The 23,583-nt window shown below is 59.0% G+C and carries 22 protein-coding genes; 15 read left to right on the top strand and 7 right to left on the bottom strand.

The genetic code is table 11. The annotated features are described in order from the left end of the window. Positions 1–102 precede the first annotated feature (102 nt). Together prlC and ASQ50_RS10540 are read left to right on the top strand one after the other, a co-directional pair. On the top strand, positions 103–2,148 hold the full coding sequence (prlC, locus tag ASQ50_RS10545; protein ID WP_058091843.1) for an oligopeptidase A: 2,046 nt from the start codon (positions 103–105) through the stop codon (positions 2,146–2,148). A gap of 55 nt (positions 2,149–2,203) precedes the next feature. Beyond that, positions 2,204–2,449, top strand: coding sequence for a YheV family putative zinc ribbon protein (locus tag ASQ50_RS10540; RefSeq protein WP_058091844.1), 246 nt, complete (start codon positions 2,204–2,206; stop codon positions 2,447–2,449). A gap of 381 nt (positions 2,450–2,830) precedes the next feature. Here the strand turns inward: ASQ50_RS10540 and ASQ50_RS10535 are convergent, their stop codons facing one another. The 5 genes from ASQ50_RS10535 to ASQ50_RS10515 form a co-directional block, all read right to left on the bottom strand. After that, a complete protein-coding gene (locus tag ASQ50_RS10535; protein WP_058091845.1) occupies positions 2,831–4,153 on the bottom strand; it encodes a Na+/H+ antiporter family protein in 1,323 nt (440 codons plus the stop codon). A gap of 114 nt (positions 4,154–4,267) precedes the next feature. Continuing rightward, positions 4,268–4,498, bottom strand: a complete 231-nt coding sequence (locus ASQ50_RS10530) for a DUF1653 domain-containing protein (RefSeq protein ID WP_058091846.1) — start codon at positions 4,496–4,498, stop codon at positions 4,268–4,270. Between the two features lie 225 nt (positions 4,499–4,723). Then, complete coding sequence (locus tag ASQ50_RS10525) at positions 4,724–5,110, bottom strand: DoxX family protein (protein ID WP_058091847.1); 387 nt, start codon at positions 5,108–5,110, stop codon at positions 4,724–4,726. Positions 5,111–5,206: 96 nt separating this feature from the next. After that, positions 5,207–5,848 (bottom strand): hypothetical protein, encoded by a 642-nt coding sequence (locus tag ASQ50_RS10520; protein ID WP_058091848.1) that lies wholly within the window; start codon positions 5,846–5,848, stop codon positions 5,207–5,209. 185 nt (positions 5,849–6,033) lie between these two features. Beyond that, complete coding sequence (locus ASQ50_RS10515; protein ID WP_156510000.1) at positions 6,034–7,356, bottom strand: MATE family efflux transporter; 1,323 nt, start codon at positions 7,354–7,356, stop codon at positions 6,034–6,036. Between the two features lie 217 nt (positions 7,357–7,573). Here ASQ50_RS10515 and coxB point away from each other — a divergent pair, with 217 nt between their 5' ends. The 4 genes from coxB to ASQ50_RS10495 are packed head-to-tail and all read left to right on the top strand — an operon-like array spanning position 7,574 to position 11,861. Continuing rightward, positions 7,574–8,698, top strand: coding sequence for a cytochrome c oxidase subunit II (coxB, locus tag ASQ50_RS10510; RefSeq protein ID WP_058091850.1), 1,125 nt, complete (start codon positions 7,574–7,576; stop codon positions 8,696–8,698). Between the two features lie 57 nt (positions 8,699–8,755). Continuing rightward, on the top strand, positions 8,756–10,339 hold the full coding sequence (gene ctaD, locus ASQ50_RS10505; RefSeq protein WP_058091851.1) for a cytochrome c oxidase subunit I: 1,584 nt from the start codon (positions 8,756–8,758) through the stop codon (positions 10,337–10,339). Between the two features lie 15 nt (positions 10,340–10,354). After that, the gene (locus tag ASQ50_RS10500; RefSeq protein ID WP_058091852.1) at positions 10,355–10,957 is read left to right on the top strand and encodes a cytochrome c oxidase assembly protein; all 603 of its coding nucleotides are present in this window, start codon (positions 10,355–10,357) and stop codon (positions 10,955–10,957) included. A 16-nt stretch (positions 10,958–10,973) separates the two neighbouring features. Beyond that, entirely contained in the window at positions 10,974–11,861 is an 888-nt protein-coding gene (locus ASQ50_RS10495; protein WP_058091853.1) for a cytochrome c oxidase subunit 3, read from the top strand. 15 nt (positions 11,862–11,876) lie between these two features. Here the strand turns inward: ASQ50_RS10495 and ASQ50_RS10490 are convergent, their stop codons facing one another. Beyond that, the gene (locus tag ASQ50_RS10490) at positions 11,877–12,086 is read right to left on the bottom strand and encodes a twin transmembrane helix small protein (RefSeq protein ID WP_058091854.1); all 210 of its coding nucleotides are present in this window, start codon (positions 12,084–12,086) and stop codon (positions 11,877–11,879) included. A 96-nt stretch (positions 12,087–12,182) separates the two neighbouring features. On the opposite strand from ASQ50_RS10490, the gene ASQ50_RS10485 reads away from it, so the two are divergent. From ASQ50_RS10485 to hrpB, 7 genes are all read left to right on the top strand, one after another. After that, entirely contained in the window at positions 12,183–12,920 is a 738-nt protein-coding gene (locus tag ASQ50_RS10485; protein WP_058091855.1) for an SURF1 family protein, read from the top strand. Next, positions 12,901–13,542 (top strand): hypothetical protein, encoded by a 642-nt coding sequence (locus ASQ50_RS10480; protein ID WP_058091856.1) that lies wholly within the window; start codon positions 12,901–12,903, stop codon positions 13,540–13,542. The genes ASQ50_RS10485 and ASQ50_RS10480 overlap by 20 nt, the downstream gene beginning before the upstream one ends. 64 nt (positions 13,543–13,606) lie before the next feature. Beyond that, positions 13,607–14,665, top strand: coding sequence for a COX15/CtaA family protein (locus tag ASQ50_RS10475; protein ID WP_156510065.1), 1,059 nt, complete (start codon positions 13,607–13,609; stop codon positions 14,663–14,665). Further along, positions 14,662–15,582, top strand: coding sequence for a heme o synthase (gene cyoE, locus ASQ50_RS10470; protein WP_058091858.1), 921 nt, complete (start codon positions 14,662–14,664; stop codon positions 15,580–15,582). Before ASQ50_RS10475 ends, cyoE begins: the two co-directional genes overlap by 4 nt. A gap of 34 nt (positions 15,583–15,616) precedes the next feature. Further along, positions 15,617–16,279, top strand: a complete 663-nt coding sequence (locus tag ASQ50_RS10465; RefSeq protein WP_058091859.1) for an SCO family protein — start codon at positions 15,617–15,619, stop codon at positions 16,277–16,279. 113 nt (positions 16,280–16,392) lie between these two features. Further along, the gene (locus ASQ50_RS10460) at positions 16,393–17,595 is read left to right on the top strand and encodes a YbfB/YjiJ family MFS transporter (RefSeq protein ID WP_058091860.1); all 1,203 of its coding nucleotides are present in this window, start codon (positions 16,393–16,395) and stop codon (positions 17,593–17,595) included. 374 nt (positions 17,596–17,969) lie between these two features. Next, positions 17,970–20,444 carry an ATP-dependent helicase HrpB gene (hrpB, locus tag ASQ50_RS10455; RefSeq protein WP_058091861.1) on the top strand — a complete coding sequence of 825 codons (2,475 nt, stop codon included), beginning with the start codon at positions 17,970–17,972 and terminating at the stop codon, positions 20,442–20,444. An 11-nt stretch (positions 20,445–20,455) separates the two neighbouring features. On the opposite strand, the gene ASQ50_RS10450 is transcribed toward hrpB, so the two are convergent. After that, the gene (locus ASQ50_RS10450; protein ID WP_058091862.1) at positions 20,456–20,827 is read right to left on the bottom strand and encodes a DUF6746 family protein; all 372 of its coding nucleotides are present in this window, start codon (positions 20,825–20,827) and stop codon (positions 20,456–20,458) included. 147 nt (positions 20,828–20,974) lie between these two features. On the opposite strand from ASQ50_RS10450, the gene ASQ50_RS10445 reads away from it, so the two are divergent. Together ASQ50_RS10445 and ASQ50_RS10440 are read left to right on the top strand one after the other, a co-directional pair. Continuing rightward, positions 20,975–21,793: an ATP-grasp domain-containing protein gene (locus tag ASQ50_RS10445; RefSeq protein ID WP_058091863.1), complete on the top strand. Its 819-nt coding sequence runs from the start codon at positions 20,975–20,977 to the stop codon at positions 21,791–21,793. 169 nt (positions 21,794–21,962) lie between these two features. Then, positions 21,963–23,138 (top strand): type III PLP-dependent enzyme, encoded by a 1,176-nt coding sequence (locus ASQ50_RS10440; RefSeq protein ID WP_058091864.1) that lies wholly within the window; start codon positions 21,963–21,965, stop codon positions 23,136–23,138. Positions 23,139–23,583: the final 445 nt, after the last annotated feature.

The raw sequence follows: 23,583 nt of genomic DNA, 5'->3' as shown, positions 1-23,583 counted from the left end.
CCGCCATCCATGGCTCCGCACAGTTTCTGAAAGCCATCCCCCACCGGCACCCCGTAGCTTGGTGCAAGCTATCTTATTCACGAACAGCTGAGAAGGGGACTTATGAATAACCCGCTACTGACTGACGATCTGCTGCCGAAGTTCGGCCACATTCGCACCGAGCACATGGAAACGGCGATTGACCAGATTCTCAGCGAGAATCGAATGAAAATTGCCGAGCTGTCCCAGCAGGAAGATCCCACCTGGGACACCCTGGCCCAGCCGATGCAAGCGTTAGAGAACAAGCTCAGCAACGCCTGGTCAGTCATTTCACACCTGAACGGCGTGATGAACAACGACGACCTGCGCAAGGTGTACAAGAACTGTCTGGAGAAGCTGACCGAGTACAGTACCGAAGTCAGCCAGAACGGTGCCCTGTGTGAGGCATACAAGAAACTGGCCACAAGGGACGACTTCAAAGATCTGAGTGAACCTCAGCGTAAATCCATCGAGAACGTGCTGCGGGATTTCCGCCTGGGCGGGGTCGACTTGCCGGAAGACAAGAAGAAGCGTTACGCGGACCTGTCCCGGGAGCTGGCGGAGTTGTCCAACAAGTTCAGTGATAACGTGCTGGATGCCACTCAGCACTGGTTCAAGCAGATTACCGACGTAGACGAGCTGTCCGGCCTGCCGGAAACCGCCATTGAGGGCGCCAGGCAGGCGGCGCGGCAGAAGGACCTGGATGGCTACGTGATCACCCTGGATTTCCCCAGTTTCTACCCGGTGATGACCTACTGCAACAACCGGGAACTGCGCCGGGAGGTTTACGAGGCGTTTGTGACCCGCGCCTCAGACCAGGGCCCGGATGCGGCTACCTGGGACAACACACCGGTAATGGCAGAGATCCTCAAGCGGCGTCATGCGCTGGCCCAGCTGCTGGGTTTTGATAACTACGCCGAGCGTTCCCTGGCCACCAAGATGGCCCGGAGTGTCGACGAGGTGCTGGCGTTCCTGAACCAGCTGGCGGCCAAGTCCAAGCCCCAGGCAGAGAAAGAGTTTGCCGAGTTGAAGGCGTTTGTGAAAGATGAATACGGTGTAGACGACCTGCAGGCCTGGGATATCGGCTACTACAGCGAAAAGCTGCGCCAGAAGCAGTACGACATCTCCCCGGAAACCCTGCGCCCTTGGTTCCCGGTGGATAAAGTGGTGCCGGGCCTGTTTCGGGTGGCGGAGAAGTTGTTTTATGTGCAAATTGAAGAGCACGCAGACGTAGAAACCTGGCACGAAGACGCCAAAGCTTACTGCATCAGCCGTAACGGCCAGCCCATTGCCTGGTTCTATCTGGACCTGTTCGCCCGCCAAGGCAAGCGCGGCGGTGCCTGGATGGCCGACTGCCGGGTACGCTGGCGCAACCAGCGTGGCAAGCTGCAGCTGCCGGTGGCGTTCCTGACCTGTAACTTTACCCCGCCGGTGGACGGCAAGCCGTCGCTGCTGACCCACGACGAAGTCACCACGCTGTTCCACGAATTCGGCCACGGCCTGCACCACATGCTCACCCAGGTGGAGGTGATGGACGTGTCGGGCATTAACGGCGTGGCCTGGGATGCGGTGGAGCTGCCCAGCCAGTTCCTGGAAAACTGGTGCTGGAACCCGGAATCGCTGGCGCTGATTGCCAGCCACCACGAAACCGGCGAACCACTACCGGAAGACCTGCTGCAGAAACTGCTGGCGGCCAAGAACTTCCAGTCCGGTATGGGCATGGTGCGACAGCTGGAATTCTCGCTGTTCGACTTCCGCCTGCACGCGGAATTCACCGACGAAGCCCCCACCAACCCGCTGGACATGCACCGCAAGGTGCGGGAAGAGATTGCCGTGGTTCAGGCGCCGGAGTTCAATCGTTTTCCGAATGCATTCTCCCACATTTTCGCCGGGGGCTACGCGGCGGGTTATTACAGCTACAAGTGGGCTGAGGTGCTGGCAGCGGATGCCTTCTCCCTGTTCGAGGAAAAAGGCATCTTCGACCCGGAAACCGGCCAGGCCTTCCTGCACAACATCCTCGAAAAAGGCGGCTCCCGGGAGCCCATGGAACTGTTCAAAGCCTTCCGCGGCCGCGAACCGCAGGTGGATGCCTTGCTGAAACAATCCGGCATCACGGACGAAGCTGCCTGATACAATCCACCCCGGTTGTCGTATCGGCAACCGGGTGTTTTACTGGAGTAACGTTATGGCAAGTCCGAAACGCTTCATCGCCGGCGCCGTGTGCCCCCGCTGCGCCGAGATGGACAAAATCACCATGTTCACCAACGACGCCGGCGACCAGATTCGCGAGTGCGTGGCCTGTAACTATACCGACGCGCTGTCTGACCAGCCCCAGGCCCCGGAAATCGAAACGCGGGTAAACAAGAAGGCCAATACCGATGACCATACGGTGAAGCAGGTGGTGTTTTTTAAGGCTGGCTCTGAGGACTGACCTTGTTTTGGAGTTTGGCCTTGTGGCCTGCTGGTTTGGGGATGGGCGGGTAGCCTGCTTGATTGGCGAATGGTCGGGGTTCGGGAGAGGGTTCCAAAACGGAAAACGTGGTTTTCCTGATTGTTTTGGAACCCTCTCCCGAACCCCTTTTATTTGGCTTTTTCAGAACCGCTTGGGTGCTGGAATCTCACAAAAGTGCTGCAGATAGGTCCTGCTATACGCGTTTTTCTAGCGATTCCCGTGAAGATCAACGTTTTGGGGTTGGTGGGGGTGTCAAAACCATCAGGAAAACCACGTTTTCCGTTTTGACACCCCCACCAACCCCAAAACTGCCCCCTAAAACCGAAGGCTACCAAAAAGGCGACGATCACCAAAGATCGATCAAAGCACCATAGCCGCCAACCACCCAAAGGCCAGCAGCGGCAGGTTGTAGTGCAGGAACGTCGGCACCACGGTATCCCAGATGTGGTTGTGCTGGCCGTCCACGTTCAGGCCGGCAGTGGGCCCGAGGGTGGAATCAGACGCCGGCGAGCCCGCATCACCCAGGGCACCGGCGGTGCCCACCAGGGCCACGATGGCCAGGGGGCTGAAGCCCAGTTGCAGGGCCAGCGGCACGTACAACGCCGCAATGATGGGAATGGTGGAGAACGACGAGCCAATACCCATGGTAATCAGCAGGCCCACCACCAGCATCAGCAGCGCTGCCATGGCCTTGTTATCACCAATCGCGGCCACCGAACCCTCCACCAGGCTGGCAATCTCGCCGGTTTCCCGCATCACTTCCGCGAAGCCGTTGGCGGCGATCATGATGAAACCGATCATCGCCAGCATCTTCATGCCCTCGGTGAACAGGTCATCCGCTTCCTTCCACTTCACCACACCGGAAATGTTGAACAGCACGAAGCCCGCCAGGGCGCCCAGGATCATGGAGCCCAGCCAGAGCTGCACCACGAAGGCCACGGCAATGGCCACCAGCGCCATCACGAGGGTTTTGGGGCTGTACTTCACATCCACCCGCTCGGTGCGTTCGATGAGTTTCATGTCGTAGCCCCGGCCGCCCCGGTAGCTGAAGAACACGGCAATCAGAAGGCCGATGAACATACCCAGGGCTGGCAGGGCCATGGCGGACATGACGTTCAGCTCGCTGGCATCCACGCCGTTATCGCCGACATTGGCCAGCAGGATCTCATTCAGGTAAATACCGCCAAACCCTACGGGCAGGAACATGTAGGGGGTGATCAGGCCGAAGGTGAGCACGCAGGCCACCAGCCGGCGGTCCATGTTGAGCTTGGCCATCACGTACAGCAGTGGTGGAACCACCAGAGGAATGAAGGCGATGTGGATTGGCAGGATATTCTGGGAGGAAATCGCCACGGCCAGCAGCAGGCCGATGATCATGAACCGGATGCCGGTGGCGGCACCGCCGTCGTCCTGCCGGCCGACTATGGCCAGGGCTTTATCCGCCAGGGCGTGGGCCAGGCCGGATTTGCCGATGGCCACGGCGAAGGCACCCAAGGTAGCGTACGACAGCGCTACCGTGGCACCGCCACCCAGGCCGGTGTTGAAGGCATTGATGGTGGTTTCCAGAGACATTCCTGCCATCAGGCCACCGGAAATGGCACCAATGATCAGGGCGACGACAACATGGATGCGGCACAGGCTCAGTACGAGCATGATCAGTACCGCAGCAACAACGGCATTCATGGCAAGCTCCGGGTAGGAATTGAGGTTTTACCAGCGCCTTATGGGCGCCGGCAGCACGAAAAGTGCGCTAATGTGCAGGAAATGACTGCGGCAGTCAAAGCGGTTGTGTAACGATCACTCGGTGTCGAGGCGGGCGAACCTGGGAACCTGTTCACCGGCCACTTCCACGGTTTCCCGGAACATGGCCAGCGGCCTCACCCAGAGGCTGTAGTCCCCGTAAAGGCAGCGGTACACCACCAGGGGTTCCTCGGTCTCGCTGTGCCGGGCTACGCCAATAACCTCGTAATCCTTGCCTTTGTAATGGCGGTATCGGCCGGGGGTGATGGGGTGTTTTTTGTCAAACATGCCTTCCTCTCAGGTGGTAACCGGGGATTACCCCTTAATTTCGGCGGACTCCCGCGCCAGTTACGTCTACACTTAACTCAGACGCTGGGGTTTGGGTCTGTAGCCGTGCAGCCGTTCCCCAGTGTAGTTCAAGACTCCAGAGCCGGGAATAACAGACAACAATGAATGGCAATATATCAGTGCCGCCCGGGTGCTGAACCGGCCCCCACCGCCGATTCCTGAGCGTCAGTTTTTTAGCTTGTACTTGCCGGGCCCCAGGAAAATCACTGCAAAGGCAATAAACAGGAAGAAACCCTGCAGCTCCAGTGCCCAGCCTCCGTTGCTGCTGAGGCTCAACAGCTGATGCCCGTGCACCAGGGCAATGGCGACGATCATATTGAAAACGATTATCAACGCGCCAGTCCGGGTCTGGTAGCCCAGTATCACCATAAGCGGTGCAATGACTTCGCCAATGTAAACGCCGTAGGCGAAAATGGTCGGCAGGCCGTGGGCGGCCAGCTGTCCTTCGATGAAGCCAACGCCGTTCAACAGTTTCGCGATGCCATGAAACAGCAGCAGTCCGCCCAGGGTGAGCCGGACAATCAGTTTTCCAAAATCGGCGTTTTCGAGCACAGGGAGGCCTCCAGATGAGTGAGTGGAAAGCCGAAGGATACCGTGTTTCTGAGTGATAATTCAGTGACTTGTTTGTAGTACACCCCAGGGCCCCGGTTAATAGCCGAGGGAAAACCGGATGTGATTGCGTTCCAGCAGATTTTCCCAGTAATGCCGCATCCAGTCCCAGGCCCGGTTGTTGACCTGATCGATGAAGGGGTCAAGATCAAGATTGTAATAATCCGGTGTGCCGGCGATCTGCAGCACGGTGACGGTAATGGAGTCATCGAGTTCGTTGGCGAATGGCTCGCCAATCAGTTCATGGGCCAGCAGGTTGGCCCGGGTGGCTTCCAGGTCGATCAGCTCGCCGGCCCGGATTGAGCGGTTGTTATCGTGCATCTCTTCCATCAGCCGATGGCACAGGTACGCACGGATCAGCAGGCCGTCCAGACCGTCGTATTGCACTAACAGTACAGAAGGCTGGGTGAAATATCGGGTCGCGGCGTCCACGAAAGGCTGAAATAGCTCGGACTTGCCGGCCTCCCGTGCGCAGGCATCAACACACTCGATCAGTCTTGGCGCCATCTCGATGTATTCGACGGCAAACTGGAACAGTGAGGTGGCCGGCTGATAGCCGTCAACCACGATCGCTGTGGGCAGTTGCGCGGCTTTCTCCTTCATCTGCCGGAGAAATGCGCCGGAGCGGGCTTCCTTTCGCCTTGCCTGGTCAATGATGTTGAGAACAGCCTTTGGTGTCATTTCAGGAGATGCCAGTGTATGAACAAGTTGAGGTCGCAAGGCGTTCCCCCTGGGTCGAGGAGTACACGGGCAAAGGCGCCAATGCTGAAACACAAACGCCCCCGCCGTTTCTGATCAGTGTAGCCAAGATTTCGGGCTCTGCTGGGGTTATGACAGAAGTTAACCTTTCACGGCCAGAGCGCGGTTCAGGGTCGGCGCTGGCTGAACCAGGTGTCCTGGCGGGTATAACGCCAGCAGAGCCAGCCCATGCTGGCGGCTCTTGCCAGCATCAGGGCTATGAGCGACAGCCAGAGCCCATGGTTGCCCCAGCCAGTGCTCAGCCACCAGACCGGCAGGAACACGCCAAGGGCAGAAAACAGCATGGTGTTCTGCATTTCCCGGGTGCGGGTGGCGCCGATGAACACACCGTCCAGCAGGAAACCCCATACCGCAGCCAGCGGCAATAGCCACAGCCAGGGCAGGTACTGCCAGGCTGCGGTGCGTACCTCTTCCAGCCCGGTGAGCAGGCTGATCAGCCATCGACCTCCAATGACAAAGACAATGGTCAGTATCAGCGAGCCCCATAAAGACCAGCGCAGGGCGCTTCGGAAAGCCAGGCGAAAGCGTCGCCGGCTGCCCTTGCCAACGGCTTCGCCAATCAGTGCCTCGGCGGCATTGGCGAAGCCGTCCAGGGCATTGGAGATCACCAGCAGAAAGGTAATCAGTACAGCATTGGCGGCCAGTATCACATCTCCCTGGCGGGCGCCCTGGGCAGTGAAAAAAGCCAGTACCAGCAGCAGTGCGATGGTCCTGACCATGATGTAACGATTCACCTGCAGAATCGCCAGATAATCGGACACCTGGCCGATCAGCGCCCGGGTCAGCCGCTGGCCTTCGGGCATTCTGCGTAGCACGATGGCAAAACCGATCAGGGCGGCACCGTACTCGGCGATGACCGTGGCCAGGGCCACGCCGCGACTGTTCCAGCCCAGAACCGTCACAAAGAACACATCGAGCACGATGTTGATGCCGTTGGCGATGATGAGCATCACCATAGGCCCCCGGGGGAACTGGGTGCCAATGAGCCAGCCCACCAGGGTGTACTGGCACAGTACCGCCGGCGCGCTCCATATCCTGATTGCTGCGTATTCGGCGGCCAGCTCGGCCACCGCCGGGCTGGGGTTCATCAGGGTCAGGCCCACACTGATCAGGGGCTTATGAAATACAATGAGCATCAGGCCGATGCCGACCGCCAGCACGATGGAGCGCAGCAGCAGAGCTACCTGGGCGAAGGGGTCACGTTTGCCCCAGGCCTGGGCCGCCAGCCCCGTGGTTCCCATGCGCATAAAGCCGAATGTCCAATACAGAATACTGAACAGGTTGGCACCGACCGCTACAGCACCAAGGTATTCCGGACTATCCAGGTGGCCCAGCACGGCGGTGTCCACCAGGCCGAGCAACGGCACGGTCAGATTGGTCAGCATCAGCGGCCAGGCCAGTGCCCACAGGCGATGGTCTGTACTGGTCATTATGGGCCTTTTATGAGTTATGGTTCTCAAGATTCCGGGTTTATCCGTTTTGGATTTAAGGATTTTTTAGCCTTTTCTTGATCTGTGTCTATACTCGATCCTGATGTATCCATAATCAGGCTTTCACTCTGAGGCCATCCGGTGTTGCGAGCGCCGGGGTGTGCAGCAGGGGGATGACGCAAAATCCGACAAGAATAACACTCTGTGGAGACACAGTATGCGCGTGCATGCCAAGCGGGCAGTAGCCCTAGCCGCTGGTCTGTTGTTGCCGGTCACTGTCATGGCTGACTGGACCATGAACATGTCACCCGGGGTGACCAGCACCAGTAACCAGATTTTCAGCCTTCATATGACCATTCTCTGGATCTGTGTCGCCATTGGCGTCATCGTTTTCGGGGTCATGTTCTGGTCAATTTTTGCCCACCGTAAATCCCGGGGCGCCAAGCCCGCGAATTTCCACGAGAACACAGTGGTGGAAGTGCTCTGGACCATTATCCCACTGGCCATCCTGGTGGCCATGGCGATTCCCGCCACCGCAACCCTGGTCGAGATGTACGACACCACTGAATCGGATGTCGACATCAAGATCACCGGTTACCAGTGGCGTTGGCAATACGAGTACATTGACGACGATTTCAGCTTTTTCTCCAACATGTCGACGCCGCGCGACCAGATCCGCAATCGTCAGGCCAAGGGTGAACATTACCTGCTGGAGGTCGATAACCCGCTGGTGATTCCGGTCGGCAAGAAAGTCCGTTTCCTGCTCACCGCCAACGATGTCATTCACTCCTGGTGGGTGCCGGCGTTTGGTGTGAAGAAGGATGCCATTCCCGGGTTTATCAACGAGACCTGGACCCGGGTGGATGTGCCCGGCACCTACCGTGGCCAGTGTACCGAGCTTTGTGGCAAGGACCACGGCTTTATGCCGGTGGTCGTCAAAGCGGTGCCTGAGGAGGAATACAACGAATGGGTGGCAGAGCAGAGAGAAATGGCCGAAATGGAGCGCCAGTTGACCGAGAAAGACTGGACCCTCGATGAACTAATGGAGCGTGGCGAACGGGCTTATGCAACCGCCTGTGCCAGTTGCCACCAGGCTGATGGTACCGGTCTGCCTCCGGCGTTTCCGGCTCTGAAGGGCAGCCAGATGGCGCTGGAGGACATGGAGGGCCATATCGATATCGTGGTGAACGGTGCGCCTGGTACAGCCATGCAGGCCTTCGGCAACCAGTTGAGCGAGGTCGACCTGGCCGCGGTGATTACCTACGAGCGGAATGCCTGGGGTAACAACACCGGCGAAATGGTCACGCCCAAAGAGATTTTTGATTACAAGAACCAACAGTAATCAACGCCAGATAACAACAATCACCAGCCATAACACACGGCGGTAACGGGGGTTTTCATGAGTGCGGTTGCAGATACCCACACCCAGGACCATCATCATGGCCCGGCCAAAGGCATTAGCCGCTGGCTGTTGACCACAAATCATAAAGACATCGGGTCGATGTACCTGATCTTCAGTTTCGCCATGTTCCTGCTGGGTGGCAGCATGGCGATGGTTATTCGGGCCGAGCTGTTCCAGCCCGGCCTGCAGATTGTCGAGCCGGAATTCTTTAACCAGATGACCACCATGCACGGCTTGATCATGGTGTTTGGTGCGGTTATGCCGGCTTTCGTCGGCCTGGCCAACTGGATGTTGCCGTTGATGGTGGGGGCGCCTGATATGGCCCTGCCGCGGATGAACAACTGGAGCTTCTGGCTGCTGCCCTGTGCCTTCCTGATTCTGGTCTCTACCCTGTTCATGCAGGGCGGTGCTCCGGACTTTGGCTGGACCTTCTACGCACCCTTATCGACGACCTATGGGCCGCCGAGTACCACCTTCTTTATATTCGCGGTGCACATCATGGGTGTGTCGTCGATCATGGGTGCCATCAACGTGATTGCCACCATTCTGAACATGCGGGCGCCGGGTATGACCCTGATGAAAATGCCCCTGTTTGTGTGGACCTGGCTGATTACTGCCTTCCTGCTGATTGCTGTCATGCCGGTGCTGGCTGGTGTGGTCACCATGATGCTGATGGATATCCACTTCGGCACCAGCTTCTTTGATGCTTCCGGTGGCGGTGATCCGGTGCTGTTCCAGCACGTGTTCTGGTTCTTCGGGCACCCCGAGGTGTACATCATGATCCTGCCGGCGTTCGGGGCTATCTCGCACATTGTGTCTGCATTCTCCCGCAAGCCGCTGTTCGGTTATGCCTCCATGGTGTATGCGGTGGGCGCCATCGCTATCATGTCGTTCATGGTCTGGGCGCACCATATGTTCACTGTGGGCATGCCCTTGGCGGGCCAGTTGTTCTTCATGTACGCCACCATGCTGATTGCGGTGCCCACCGGGGTGAAGGTGTTCAACTGGGTGACCACCATGTTCCGGGGCTCCCTGAGTTTTGAGGCGCCGATGCTGTTCTCGGTGGCCTTTATCATCCTGTTTACCATTGGCGGGTTCTCCGGACTGATGCTGGCCATCGCGCCGGCGGACTTCCAGTACCACGACACTTACTTTGTGGTGGCACACTTCCACTACGTACTGGTGCCGGGTGCTATCTTCGGCATCTTTGCCTCTGCCTACTTCTGGCTGCCCAAGTGGACCGGCCACATGTACGACGAAACCCTGGCCAAGACGCACTTCTGGTTGTCGTTCATCGGTATGAACCTGGCGTTCTTCCCCATGCACTTCCTGGGGCTGGCGGGTATGCCGCGCCGGATTCCGGATTACGCCCTGCAGTTCACCGATTTCAACATGATCTCCAGTATCGGGGCGTTCATGTTCGGAGCAACCCAGTTGCTGTTCCTGTTCATCGTGGTCAAGTGTGTGAAGGGCGGCAAGAAGGCGCCCGCCAAGCCCTGGGATGGTGCTGAAGGTCTTGAGTGGACCGTGCCGTCACCCGCGCCTTACCACACCTTCTCCACTCCACCGGAAGTGAAATAACCGGGAGGCTACACCATGTCTGAGCAAGCAGGCGAGAAAACGCCAGAGCGTAAAAGCAATGCGAGGGTAATTGGCTGGTGCCTGTCAGGGGTGGTGGGCATGTTTGCCTTCGGGTTTGCGCTGGTGCCGTTGTATGAGGTGTTCTGTGAGATCACCGGCATTAATGGCAAAACCGGTGGCCGGTACGAAGCCAGTGCCACCCAGCAGGTGGATGAGAACCGGACGGTAACCGTTCAGTTCCTGGCCAGTAACGGCCCCGGTATGACCTGGAAATTCCGCCCGGTGGTTCGAAGTGTGCAAGTGCATCCGGGGGAATCGGTAACCATCAATTACTATGCCGAGAACCCGACCGATCAGCCCATGGTTGGCCAGGCGGTACCCAGCCTGGCCCCCTCCGAAGGCACTCTGTTCTTCCACAAGACCGAGTGCTTCTGCTTCAACCAGCAACCGCTGGAAGCGGGGGAAAGTGTGGAAATGCCGCTGATCTTTATTGTTGACCGGGACTTACCGGAACACATCACCAAACTGACCTTGTCATACACCCTGTACGATCAGGGCAAGCAGGCGGAAGTTTCGAAGTCCGACCGGGCGCAGACAACAACTAACAATAACGGCTAAGCCATCGGAGACAGTTATGGCGGATAACCAGACCTATTACGTTCCCGAACAGAGCAAATGGCCCATCGTGGCCACTGTCGGGCTGGGGGTGACCCTCTACGGGGTGGCTTCAATCATGGTCAATGGCAAACAGGGTGAAAGCACCACCGGCTCCTGGATCATGTTCATGATAGGCGCCCTGATCATGGCGTACATGCTGTTTGGTTGGTTTGGCGCGGTCATCCGCGAGAGCCGGGCCGGCCTGTATAGCCCCCAGATGGACCGTTCGTTCCGCTGGGGTATGAGCTGGTTTATCTTTTCGGAAGTGATGTTCTTTGCCGCCTTCTTTGGCGCGTTGTTTTATGTTCGGGTGTTTGTGGTGCCCTGGCTGGGTGGTGAAGGTGACAAAGGCAGCACCAACATGCTCTGGGAGGGGTTCCAGGCCAGCTGGCCGTTGGTGAACAATCCGGACCCGCAAGCCTATCCGGGCCCCACGGAAGTCATCGGCCCCTGGGGCTTGCCTTTGATCAACACCATCCTGCTGGTCACCTCATCCTTTACCGTTACCATTGCCCATCACGCCATGAAGGCGGGTGACCGGGCAAAGATCAAACTCTGGTTGATGGCGACCATTGCGCTGGCGGTTGTGTTCATGTTCGTGCAGTCCTATGAATACCTGCACGCCTATCGGGATCTGGACCTGACCCTGCAATCCGGTATCTACGGCAGTACCTTCTTTATGCTGACCGGCTTCCACGGTGCTCACGTATTCCTTGGCACCTTGATGCTGGTGATCATGCTGATACGAATCAACAAGGGGCACTTCACGGCCGACAACCATTTTGGTTTTGAGGCGGCAGCCTGGTACTGGCACTTTGTGGATGTGGTCTGGCTGGGACTGTTTGTATTCGTCTATGTCATTTGACAACAACGTTGACCATCACGGGACCGGGGTCGGGTTCAGTATCAGATCCCCGGTCCACAAGGACGTCAGAACCACGGCAATCAGCAACACGCTCAACGCCACCCGAACCGCCAGGGAGTTAACCACCCGGCTGGTTTTACCACCGTCGCGGATCAGGAAAAACAGGCCGCTGAACAGGCTGACCATAACCGCCAGCAGCAGTACAACGATTAAAAGCTTTAGCATGGGGTGTCCCTGTTGTTGAATGGTTATATGGACAGAGTCCCCGGTGCACGATGGGAACCTGATATCACTATAGCAAAGCATGGGTAGGTGCGGTTGATGAATCGCCGATGGCAGTTTGACTGGCGATTGCTGATGTTCAGCGGGTTGCTGTTGCCGGTGCTGCTGAGCCTGGGCGTCTGGCAACTCAACCGGGCGGAGGAAAAGCAGATGCTGTTGGCAGCCTGGCAGCAACAAGCCAGCCAGGGTGATTGGCCGACACTTGTCTCTGGCGGATTAGAGAAAGGGCAGCCGGTTGTTCTGACCGGCTGGTATACCGAATACACCTGGCTGCTGGATAACCGAACCCGTGACGGCGTGCCCGGATACGAGGTGTTGACCGTGTTTACGCCGGTAGAGGGGCTGTCACTGGTGGTCAACCGTGGGTGGGTTCGCGGCCCCCGCACTCGGGATCAACTGCCGGAAATCGACACCCCGGGCGGACTGTTTACCCTGGAGGGGCGGCTGGATGATTATCCGGTGCCTCCGGTGCTGGCGGAGGATACCGGCCCTGCCAGTGGCTGGCCAAGACGGGTACAGGCATTACCTGCGGCCACTGTTGAAGACACGGTGGCCAGTCCGGCCGGGATGGTCCTAAAGCTCTCAGACAGCGAGCAGCCGGGTGCTTACCGCGCTGATCATGCACCGGATGTGATGGGCCCCCAAACCCACTACGGATATGCTGTGCAATGGTTTGCGCTTGCTGCAGCACTGACTATATTGACGTTAGTGGCGAGTTATAAAAAAAATGAAAGAATCCGAAAGACAGGAGCCGATAATGACAACGACAACGGCTGATTCCGTGACCGGGCAGGACCCTCTCAGCCCGGAACAGGTTCGTCGTGGCAGGCGCACCGCCTTGCTGCTGTTTGCGGTGGGTTTTGGGCCGATGATTCTGGCCACCATCATGTTTTATACCGGCTGGTTGAATCCGGTTGGTCATACCAATGAAGGCGAGCTCCTGATGCCGCCTGTGCCGGTGCAGGCATTGAATCTGGAAACCTCAAACGGGGTGCCGCTGGCAGAGCGCTTCGGTGCTGATCAGGTTGACCCTAACTGGCTTATGCTGGTGGTCTCCGGTACTTGCGGCAGCGATTGCGAGGAGCTGCTGTATCTGGCCCGCCAGGTAAACATCGCCCTTGGCAAAAATGCACCTCGGGTCAGCCGGGCAGCAGCCTTGGGCTCTGTGCCAGCCGGGCTCGAGCAACGCTGGCAGGCAGAGTACAGCTCCATGGAGCGACTGCGCCCGGCGCCCGGCGCGGCAGCGGCCTGGCCCACTGGCGTGTCACCTGAGACAGCCCCCCGGATCTTGCTGATCGATCCTTTCGGTAACGTGATGATGCATTACGGCACCGAGCACACTGGCAAGCAAATGCTCAAAGACCTAAAGCATTTGCTGAAGTTGTCGCAGATTGGCTGACCAGGGAGAACGGAACGTGACGCAACAGTTTTCCCGTGAGCAATCTGCTCAAACGGTTAAGAAAATGGCCCGCTGGTCCACCGCTGCCTGCCTGCTGACGGTGGTGGTGATTATGCTCGGTGCCTGGACCCGACTGGTGGATGCCGGGCTGGGTTGCCCTGACTGGCCGGGGTGTTACGGTTTCCTGACGGTGCCCCAGAGTGAAACCCGCATTGCCATCGCCAATGCCCGTTTCCCCGAGACGCCGGTGGATGTGTCCAAGGGCTGGCCGGAAATGATCCACCGTTACGCCGCAGGCATACTGGGCCTGGTGGTGTTTGGCCTGGCCGCCACCGCGGTACGCAACCGCCGGGCAGGCGTGCCGGTCAAGCTGCCCCTATTCATCGCCGCTTTTATCATCTTGCAGGGTGCATTTGGCGCCTGGACCGTGACCCTCAAACTCTGGCCACAGGTGGTCGCCCTGCATTTGTTGGGTGGGTTCACCACGCTCACTCTGCTGTTATTGCTAACGCTACGTCTGCGCAAACGATCCCGGGGCTCTGCCCCTTCAGGCGCCGCACCGCCGGCCCTCGCCCGCCTGCGCCCCTGGTTGTACGGCGGCCTTTTGCTGGTGATCATGCAAATTGCGCTGGGTGCCTGGACCGCAGCCAACTATGCCGCTGTGGCTTGCACGGACCTGCCTACCTGCCAGGGGCAATGGTGGCCGGAAGGCATGGATTTCCGGCATGGTTTTGATATTACCCAGCAGGTTGGCCCGAACTATCTGGGCGGCCAGCTGACGGCGGACGGCCGTGTGGCGATCCATGTTACCCATCGCCTGGGTGCGGTTATCGTACTCGGCTACTTTGTCGTCCTGCTGACGCTACTGTGGCGGCATCGGGGCGATAGCGGCCTGGACCGGAGCATCGCGCTGGTTGCGGCGGCGCTTACGGTGCAGATCGGTCTGGGCCTGGCCAATGTGTGGCTGTACATTCCGTTGTCTATCGCCGTCGCCCACAACGCCATGGGGGCAGGACTGCTGCTGACGGTTGTTCACCTGATCTGGCAGCACCGGCAGCTGCCACAACCTGAAACATCCCCCGCAACCCACACAACAACCATAAACCGGGAGGTAACGGCATGAGCGAGCAAGTTAAAGCGCTGCCGGCCGAGGAACATGCGAGTTCCCTGAGCAAATCCATTTCCTGGCGGGACTACCTGGAGCTGACCAAGCCCCGGGTGGTCGCGCTGATGATCCTCACCTCGGTTATTGGCATGCTGCTGGCGGCGCCTGGCGTGCCCGGCTGGGGTGTGCTGCTGTATGGCAACCTGGGTATTGCCCTGCTGGCAGGGGCCGCCGCCGTTGTGAACCACGTCGTCGACCAGAAGATCGACACCGTGATGGCCCGCACCCGCAAGCGCCCGGTGGCCACCGGACGGATTGCTGCGATTGATGCCCTGTTGTTTGCCACCGTACTGGCAGCCGTGGGCATGATTGTGCTGGTCTGGCAGGTGAACGAACTGACGGCCTGGCTCACCCTGGCTTCACTGGTGGGTTATGCCGGGGTTTACACCCTGTTCCTGAAGCGGGCCACGCCACAGAACATCACCATTGGTGGCTTGGCGGGCGCTATGCCCCCCTTGCTGGGTTGGACCGCCGTTACCGGTCAGGTGGAGGGCCACGCCCTGCTGCTGGTACTGATCATCTTTGCCTGGACACCGCCGCACTTCTGGGCCCTGGCCATTCACCGTAAAGAGGAATACGCCAAGGCTGGTATTCCCATGCTGCCAGTGACCCATGGCAACAAGTACACCGAGCTGCACATTCTGCTGTACACCCTGATGCTATTGGCGGTCAGCCTGCTACCTTTTGTCACAGGGATGTCGGGAGGTATTTACCTGATCGGCGCACTGGCACTAGGCTTGAGGTTCCTGCAATACGCCATCCGATTGTTGAAGGGCGATGACCGGCGGGTGGCGTTGAACACCTTCAAATACTCCATCACATACCTGATGGCGTTGTTTGTGGTGCTGCTGGTGGATCATTTTGTCTATTTTTGAATGACAGTTTCCGGGTTTATAAAGTGGAGGCCCCATGGGGCGATCGTTACGCATCACGTTGTTTGTCTTGTTCCTGGTGGTCATGCTGGTATTCGGCCTGACAGTTGGCCGGCAGGTGTTCCTGAAAGGAGCCGGTGAATCGCCAGTGGCGGCGCCCGACCTGAGCCAGTACAACACTTATGTGTACGAGCAGCCAAGACCCCTGGCGGAGTTCACCCTTACCAACGAACAGGGTGAAACCGTCACCCGCGATGACCTGAAGGGCCAGTGGACGTTCGTGTTTGTGGGCTACACCAACTGCCCGGATATCTGTCCGGCGGCCATGGCCAACCTGCGCCAGACCGATAAGCTGTTGTCTGCGGATGTGCCCAAACCGGACTACCTGTTGGTCACGGCAGACCCGGAACACGACACGCCGGAACAGCTGAAAGCCTACACCGGCTTTTTCGGTGAAAACTTCCATGGCCTGACCGGCGACCTGGAGACCCTGCGTGAACTGGCGAAGAGTGTCAGTGCGGTGTTTGTTCATCGGGAGGTGGACGGGCAACTGCTGGTGGACCACAGTGGTCACTTCGCTTTGCTTAACCCCGAGGGACAGCTTCAGGCCTTGATTCAACCGCCCCACAAACCCCAAGAGCTGGCTCAGGCCTATCAGCGCATCACCCAGTGGGCCAAGGCCCGCAACCCCGGCTCCTGAGCCCGTGGCCCGTTCGGCGGCCCCTATCCTGCCAAAGTCACACTGACAATTAATCGGTAGTGACCTACACTGCTCGGCCGTTTCCTTGATCGACACGACCTCCGGGCTGCGCTATGACCAACTCGCACTCTGCTGACCCAAGACAGCTGTTTACCGTTCTGACCGCCGGCGCCCTGGTGCTACTGGTGGTGCATGGCCTCGGCCGGTTTATTTACACCCCGCTGTTGCCCTATCTGGTTGCCGACGGCCAATTCAGCGCAGCAGATGGCGCTGCCGTCGCCACCTGGAACTATCTTGGGTACCTGATGGGCGCCATGCTGGCCATTCGCTGGCATCGGATTGACCAGATCCGTGTCATGCTGCCGCTGTTCCTGGCGATCCATGTGGTCACCACACTGGTCATAACCCAGACCGACAACCTCACTGTCATATCCGCAAGCCGCTGGCTGAACGGCGTGGCCAACGGCGTGGTGTTCGTGCAGGCACCCGCGTTGATACTGGAGTGGCTGGTGTTGCGCAACAGGGCCTCGCTCAGCGGCCTGGTCTACATCGGGGTGGGCATCGGCCTGCTGGTGTCCAGTGGACTGGTGACCGGATCTGCAACGCGGCTGGAGGGGGCTGAACGCTGGTGGCCGGCTGCGTTGTTGTCGATACCGCTTGCCTGGTGGGGCGCCCTGCAGTTGCGCAGGTTGGAGGTACCGGTGCGCCAGCACGACGATTCCGGGCAGGTCGTCAGCAACACCCCGTTACTGGATCGCGCGAGTATTCCATTGTTCCTGTCCTATGCCGGGGCTGGCCTGGGGTACATCCTGCCCATGACTTTCCTGCCGCTGCTGGCCAAGTTGACCTTGCCTCAGGGCCACGGGCTACTGGACGGCACCTGGGTGATCGTAGCCCTGTTTACCATTCCCGCACCCTGGCTCTGGAACAAGTTGGGGGCCCTGATGGGGGATCTGCCGGCATTGAGGTTGAATTTCCTGATCCAGCTGGCAGGGGTACTGGCGGCAGTAGTCTGGCCGGGAGCCGTGGGGTTGGTGCTGTGTGCAGCCCTGGTAGGCAGCACGTTCCTGGGTACGGTGCTGCTGACTCAGCGTATCGGGCGGGCGTTGCATCCTCACCAGGGGCCCCGGTTGTCGGCGGCGATGGTGGCACTTTACGGTTTCACCCAGATGGTTGGGCCGTGGCTCACCAAACAATGGCTGGATGCGGGCGGTACCCTGGGGTCTGCCTTCGGTATTGGGGTGGCGGCGCTGGCGTTTGGGCTTTTGTTTGCGTTCTTTGTGCCCCGGGCTGACTTGTGGCGTTCGCGGTCTTGATTCGGCCCCAGACGGCGGGTTGTGGGGGATTGATCGGGGTGGTGGGGTATTTTTTGCCTTGGAAATGAAACTCGCTGCGCTCAGACATTCATTTCCGGCGGAAAAAAATACCCCACCACCCCGCTCTAGCTGACCACAGCGGTTCCGCTGAAAAAGATAATTTGCTGGGTGAGCTTGACGGCATAAGCGGCTTAACCCAAGTACGACCATGGTAACCTCTGGATATACCCTTAAAGTTACGCAGGGTGTGGGGGTGTTTTGGTTTTTTTGACCGAATAAAGGTGTCTGAGCGAAGCGAGTTCTTTTTCGGCCAAAAAAACCAAAACACCCCCGCGCCACCCCCAAAACTCCAAGGCTAAACCCAACCACACCCCATGCTCCCAATAGAACACATACTCCCAGAGCTAAAACAAACCCTGAACCAAGGCACCACAGCCTTGCTGCAGGCACCACCGGGTGCCGGTAAAACGACAAGGGTCCCGCTGGCTCTGTTGGATGCCCCATGGCGGGACAACCGGAAGATCCTGATGTTGGAGCCCAGGCGGCTGGCGGCCAGGTCGGCGGCCCGGTATATGGCGAAGCAGTTAGGTGAGGCGCCGGGGCAAACGGTGGGGTATCGGACTCGCCTCGATACGAAGGTGTCAGGCAGCACAAAGATTGAGGTGGTGACCGAGGGCATTCTGACGCGCTTGATTCAGAACGACCCGATGCTGGAAGACTATGCCGCTGTGCTGTTTGATGAGTTTCACGAGCGCTCCTTGCAAGCCGATCTGGGATTGGCCCTGGTGCGAGAAAGCCAGCAGGCCCTGCGGGAAGACCTGAGATTGCTGGTGATGTCGGCCACCCTGGATACCGCGCCCATTGCCCGGGTGCTGGGGAATGTACCGGTAATCACCAGCGAGGGCCGGGCGTTTCCGGTGGAGGTGTTGTACCGCCCTTTGCCCCGTAATGCCCGGATGGTGGACCAGATAGTGGCGGTGATTCAGGAGGCCTTGGGCGCGCAGACCGGTTCCATGCTGGTATTTCTGCCCGGGGCCGGGGAGATTCGCCGGGTGGCGCAGCAGCTGGCGGGTCAGTTGCCGGCTAACGTGGTGCTGGCGCCGTTGTATGGCAATCTCAAAGCCGAAGAACAGGAGCGGGCGATTTCGCCGGCACAGGACGGTGCCCGCAAAATTGTGCTGGCCACAGCGATTGCTGAGACCAGTCTGACTATTGAAGGCGTGCGGGTGGTGATTGATGCCGGTCAGCAGCGCCGGGCGGTGTTTGATCCCAACAGCGGTATGACACGCCTTGTGACCGGGCGGGTATCAAAGGCGTCTGCCGAGCAGCGCAAGGGCCGGGCCGGTCGGGTTGAGCCGGGTGTGTGTTACCGGCTGTGGAGTGAGTCGGAGCAGTTCGGGTTGGCGGACTACACGCCGCCGGAAATCCAGGAAGCCGACCTGGCGCCGCTGGTGCTGGAATTGGCCCAGTGGGGGGCCCGTTCCCCGGAGCAGGTGGGTTGGATTGATGCCCCGCCGAATGCGCACTGGCAGCAGGCGGTGGAGTTGTTGCAGTGGCTGGATCTGCTGGATGCCGAGGGAGCCATCACAGATCACGGCAAGGCGGCCCGGGAGCTGGGCCTGCACCCTCGCCTGGCCCATATGGTGATCAAAGGCCGTACCCTGGGGCTGGGCCAGCTGGCGGCCGAGCTGGCCGCGCTGTTGGAGGAGCGGGACTTGCTCGGGCCAGGCTCCGGCGCGGATCTGCATGAACGGATTCGGGTGCTGCGGGGCGAACGCGGTCATCGCGGCCTGGACACCGCACGGTTGCAGGCGGTTCGGCAGGCGGCAAAACGACTGTGCCGTGGCCCGCTGGCACAGGATTTACCCTCGGAAACCGACGTTGGGCGGGTGTTGGCCCAGGCCTATCCGGACCGTATTGCCCGCCGCCGCTCAGGGGCCATGCCCCGGTATCAGTTGAGTAACGGCAAGGGTGCGGTGTTGCGGGAGGACGATCCCCTGGCTCGGCAGGACTGGCTGGTGACGGCGGATCTGGATGGTAAGGCCCGGGAAGCGACGATTTATCTGGCGGCACCGGTCGATCTCACGGACCTTGAACAGGACCTGGCTAACCATATCGAAGAACGTGAGGAAGCCCTGTGGGACGACAAACGCGGCACCATCGTCGCCCGCCGGGTCCGCAAGCTCGGGGCACTGGTGCTGGCGGAGAAGCCGCTGAATCAGGTTGCCCCGGAACTGGTTCAGCAGGGCCTGCTGGACGCGGTGCGCCGTAAAGGTCTGGACAGCCTGCCCTGGAGTGATACGGCCCGCCAGTGGGTTGCCCGGGTGCGATTGCTGGCGGAGAAATTCCCCGGCGACTGGCCAGAGGTCAGCGACCAGTTCTTGCTGGACACTCTGGAGACCTGGTTAGCGCCGTTTATGGCTGGTATGAAGCGCTGGTCTGACCTGGCGGGCATCAACCTGGTTCAGGCCCTGCATGCCCTGCTGGACTACCCGCAACAGCAGCAACTGGACGAACTCGCGCCCCGAGCTCTGACCATTCCCACCGGCCAGAACGTCACCCTGGATTACAGCGCCGACAACGGCCCGGTGCTGGCGGTCAAGTTGCAGGCGTTGTTTGGCTGGACGGAAACGCCGACAGTGGCTGGTGGTCGGGTACCGGTGGTGATTCATCTTTTGTCACCGGCCCAGCGGCCTTTAGCGGTCACTGCCGACCTGGCCAGTTTCTGGCAGAACGCCTATCCGGAGGTGCGCAAGGACATGCGTGGCCGCTATCCCAAACACCCCTGGCCGGACGACCCACTCACCGCCCAGGCTCAGCAGGGAACGAAAAAACGCCCCGCTCGCTGACATGCAATCTGTTATTTGATCACTTCCCGACTGACTTCAAGGTACTTCTGCCCGTGCTTTTTAACAGCGTTGCCATCGGCGTGCTCGGAGGCAACGTGAACTTCTTCCAGCACATCCGCCAGTTCGCGCAGTTCTTCACTGATCTTGCCCAGAGCGTTTTCCAGGGTATAGGTCAGTTCGTGGACTTCGTTCATGGCCTCGGGGGTCATGTCTCCGGCCAACACCTTTTCCAACTTGTTGTTGTATTCCGAGAAGTTGCTAACCGCCTGTTCCAGGGTGTCAGAGGGCTTGCCCTTGAAGTGTTCGACGTCACTGGCGTGGGCGTTGGCGCTGAATGCGAAGGCGGCGCAGGTAAGAGTGGCAAACATCAGTTTCTTGGTCATAGGTAGCTCCTTTTTAGTTAATGAAAAGCATTATCATTTATATTCGCTCTGTCCATGACGCCGGTCAATTATTTTTCCTGAGGTAGCTTGTCCGGAACCGGATTCTGTATAAAATGCGCGCAACCTATCTGGAGTGCCGCTGACACCATGCACCTGGTTTCCTTTGATATCTTCCGTACCCTTGGCTTTCCTGACACCACAGTACTCAAGCCGGAGCAGTTTCTGAGACACAAGGACCTGCTGCGAGATGCCGACTGGGTGCTGTTCCCGGAATACTGGCAGTTGAATGCCCTGGTCCACGGTCTCAAGCGCCGCGTGTTTCCAAGCGAGGCCAGCTATCGCATTGGTCACGACAAGGTGGAGATGACCCGTGCGTTCCAGACCGTAGCACCGGAACACACCCCCTGGACGCTGATCGAAGCCAACGGCCCCCAGGAGCGGGATCTGATCTGGGACACCATGGCCCTGCCCTTTGTGGCAAAACTGCCCAAGGCCAGTATGGGTGAAGGGGTGTGGCTGATCGAAAATCGTGACGACTGGCGCCGGTACTGCGAACGTACCCACGTGCTTTATGCCCAGGAATACCTGCCGATCGACCGTGATGTGCGGGTTGTGGTGGTGGGTGACCGGGTGCTGACGGCCTATTGGCGAACCCAGGCGGAACAGGGCTTCTACAACAACGTGGCCCGGGGTGGGAAAATTGATACCAGCCCGGTACCGGAGGTGGTCACCGGGCTGGCTTTGCGGCTGGCCAGGGAGCTGGGTGTGGACCACGCCGGTTTCGATATAGCGCTGGTCGATGGCTACCCGTATGTGCTTGAGTTTAATCGGCTGTTCGGTAACCAGGGGCTGGGTCTGGGTAGTGATTTGAAAGAGGCCATTCTGGATTACCTGAACAGGCAGAGCTGCCCCCAGGATCCGGACGGGCCGACAGAGCCGACGCCGCTTTGGCCGGTGGCGGTGTGATAAAGAATGCTGTGCCAGAGGTCCGGCTTCCGTTGCCGGATTTATGGGTATATATGCGCATTTGCGGTGGTCAGAAAAAAGCCTGATGATCGCGCCATTCACGGGTAGCACAGCGGGTCTGTGCTACCCTTTTTTATGCCCGTTTACCCTGTGGAGGGACACACCACCCATGAACCAGACCCCCAACGCTGATATCGCCGATTACTACAGCGCCGAGACCTTCAAGCGGATCAAGGACTTTGCCGACGGCAAGGAAACCCCGTTTGTGGTCATCGATACCCAGACCATTGACCGTCAGTACGAGGAGCTGGTGGAAGGGTTCCCGTACGCCAAGGTTTACTATGCGGTTAAAGCCAACCCGGCGCCGCAGATTCTGACCATGCTGCGGGATAAAGGTGCCTGTTTCGATATCGCGTCGGTGTATGAACTGGACAAGGTTATGGGGCTGGGTGTCACCGGCGATCGCATCAGCTACGGCAACACCATCAAGAAGGCGAAGGACATCCGCACCTTTTACGAGAAGGGTGTGCGCCTGTACGCCACCGATTCCGAGGCGGACCTGCGTAACATTGCCAAGGCGGCGCCGGGCTCGAAGGTGTATGTGCGCATCCTGACCGAAGGCACCCTGACTGCCGACTGGCCGCTGTCTCGCAAGTTTGGTTGCCAGACGGATATGGCCATGGATCTGCTGATTCTGGCCCGTGATCTGGGCCTGGTGCCTTACGGCGTGTCGTTCCACGTGGGTTCCCAGCAGCGGGAAATCGGCGCCTGGGACGCGGCCCTGAATAAGGTGAAGGTGATTTTCGAGCGTCTGAAGGAAGAAGACGGCATTGAGCTGAAAATGATCAACATGGGCGGTGGTTTCCCGGCCAACTACATTGCCCGCACCAATGAGCTGGCGGTGTATGCGGAGGAAATTGCCCGTTTCCTGCGGGAAGATTTTGGTGACGATCTGCCGGAGATCATTATTGAGCCGGGCCGTTCGTTGATCTCTAACGCCGGTGTGCTGGTGAGTGAGGTGGTGCTGATTTCCCGGAAGTCCCGTACCGCGTTGCACCGATGGGTGTTTACCGATGTGGGTAAGTTCTCGGGGCTGATTGAGACGCTGGATGAGTCGATCAAGTTTCCGATCTGGACCGAGAAGACCGGTGAGGGCGAGGACTGTGTGATTGCGGGGCCGACTTGTGACAGTGCCGATATTATGTACGAGCACCATAAGTACCCGTTGCCGTTGAATCTGGCGATTGGTGACCGGATGTACTGGTTGTCGACCGGGGCTTATACCACCACTTACAGTGCGGTGGAGTTTAATGGCTTTCCTCCGTTGAAGGACTACTACATCTAAGCTTGGGAGTCTGGCCGCGGAGCGGGGAGGTCTTTTCCTCTGGAAAAAACAACTCGCTTCGCTCAGACATCTTTTTTCCGGCGGAAAAGACCGCCCCGCCCCACGGCCTGTCGGCTCGGTTCGGGAAGTCTTATTTTGCTACTGTTTTGTGGGTCGCTTTGGCGGCCCTTTTTTGTTTGCCCGGCGAAGCCGGCAAACCCGGCCATCTGAAAGAAGATGGCGTCACCCCGACTGAGGGGAAGACAATCCGACTGGCAAGGGCGTCACTGGCCAACGGTGGGGTCTGAAGGAAGCCATAGGAAGTTAACGGTACACAACGCAAGTGAACCTGCTTCGGCAGGTCAGGTGGGCCAGCGTGCGAAATAACGCGACGCCCGATACTCAGTCAGACCTGGGCTGTGTTTGAGGGTGGCATCGTTAACAGGGAGCCGGTGCAGTAACCGGG

Origin of the sequence: Marinobacter sp. LQ44 (genome assembly GCF_001447155.2) — a bacterium.
In the GTDB taxonomy this organism is placed as follows: Bacteria; Pseudomonadota; Gammaproteobacteria; order Pseudomonadales; family Oleiphilaceae; genus Marinobacter.
This window is presented reverse-complemented; position numbering and strand designations above follow the sequence as displayed.

What these genes read in the sequence shown, in the direction of transcription:
- ASQ50_RS10520 (WP_058091848.1), bottom strand. Translation starts at nt 5,848, where the DNA reads ATGACACCAAAGGCTGTTCTCAACATCATTGACCAGGCAAGGCGAAAG.
- ASQ50_RS10540 (WP_058091844.1), top strand. Translation starts at nt 2,204, where the DNA reads ATGGCAAGTCCGAAACGCTTCATCGCCGGCGCCGTGTGCCCCCGCTGC.
- ASQ50_RS10450 (WP_058091862.1), bottom strand. Translation starts at nt 20,827, where the DNA reads ATGACCAAGAAACTGATGTTTGCCACTCTTACCTGCGCCGCCTTCGCA.
- ASQ50_RS10500 (WP_058091852.1), top strand. Translation starts at nt 10,355, where the DNA reads ATGTCTGAGCAAGCAGGCGAGAAAACGCCAGAGCGTAAAAGCAATGCG.
- ASQ50_RS10530 (WP_058091846.1), bottom strand. Translation starts at nt 4,498, where the DNA reads ATGTTTGACAAAAAACACCCCATCACCCCCGGCCGATACCGCCATTAC.
- prlC (WP_058091843.1), top strand. Translation starts at nt 103, where the DNA reads ATGAATAACCCGCTACTGACTGACGATCTGCTGCCGAAGTTCGGCCAC.
- ctaD (WP_058091851.1), top strand. Translation starts at nt 8,756, where the DNA reads ATGAGTGCGGTTGCAGATACCCACACCCAGGACCATCATCATGGCCCG.
- ASQ50_RS10460 (WP_058091860.1), top strand. Translation starts at nt 16,393, where the DNA reads ATGACCAACTCGCACTCTGCTGACCCAAGACAGCTGTTTACCGTTCTG.
- ASQ50_RS10475 (WP_156510065.1), top strand. Translation starts at nt 13,607, where the DNA reads ATGGCCCGCTGGTCCACCGCTGCCTGCCTGCTGACGGTGGTGGTGATT.
- ASQ50_RS10440 (WP_058091864.1), top strand. Translation starts at nt 21,963, where the DNA reads ATGAACCAGACCCCCAACGCTGATATCGCCGATTACTACAGCGCCGAG.
- ASQ50_RS10445 (WP_058091863.1), top strand. Translation starts at nt 20,975, where the DNA reads ATGCACCTGGTTTCCTTTGATATCTTCCGTACCCTTGGCTTTCCTGAC.
- ASQ50_RS10535 (WP_058091845.1), bottom strand. Translation starts at nt 4,153, where the DNA reads ATGAATGCCGTTGTTGCTGCGGTACTGATCATGCTCGTACTGAGCCTG.
- cyoE (WP_058091858.1), top strand. Translation starts at nt 14,662, where the DNA reads ATGAGCGAGCAAGTTAAAGCGCTGCCGGCCGAGGAACATGCGAGTTCC.
- coxB (WP_058091850.1), top strand. Translation starts at nt 7,574, where the DNA reads ATGCGCGTGCATGCCAAGCGGGCAGTAGCCCTAGCCGCTGGTCTGTTG.
- ASQ50_RS10515 (WP_156510000.1), bottom strand. Translation starts at nt 7,356, where the DNA reads ATGACCAGTACAGACCATCGCCTGTGGGCACTGGCCTGGCCGCTGATG.
- ASQ50_RS10495 (WP_058091853.1), top strand. Translation starts at nt 10,974, where the DNA reads ATGGCGGATAACCAGACCTATTACGTTCCCGAACAGAGCAAATGGCCC.
- ASQ50_RS10480 (WP_058091856.1), top strand. Translation starts at nt 12,901, where the DNA reads ATGACAACGACAACGGCTGATTCCGTGACCGGGCAGGACCCTCTCAGC.
- ASQ50_RS10485 (WP_058091855.1), top strand. Translation starts at nt 12,183, where the DNA reads ATGAATCGCCGATGGCAGTTTGACTGGCGATTGCTGATGTTCAGCGGG.
- ASQ50_RS10465 (WP_058091859.1), top strand. Translation starts at nt 15,617, where the DNA reads ATGGGGCGATCGTTACGCATCACGTTGTTTGTCTTGTTCCTGGTGGTC.
- hrpB (WP_058091861.1), top strand. Translation starts at nt 17,970, where the DNA reads ATGCTCCCAATAGAACACATACTCCCAGAGCTAAAACAAACCCTGAAC.
- ASQ50_RS10490 (WP_058091854.1), bottom strand. Translation starts at nt 12,086, where the DNA reads ATGCTAAAGCTTTTAATCGTTGTACTGCTGCTGGCGGTTATGGTCAGC.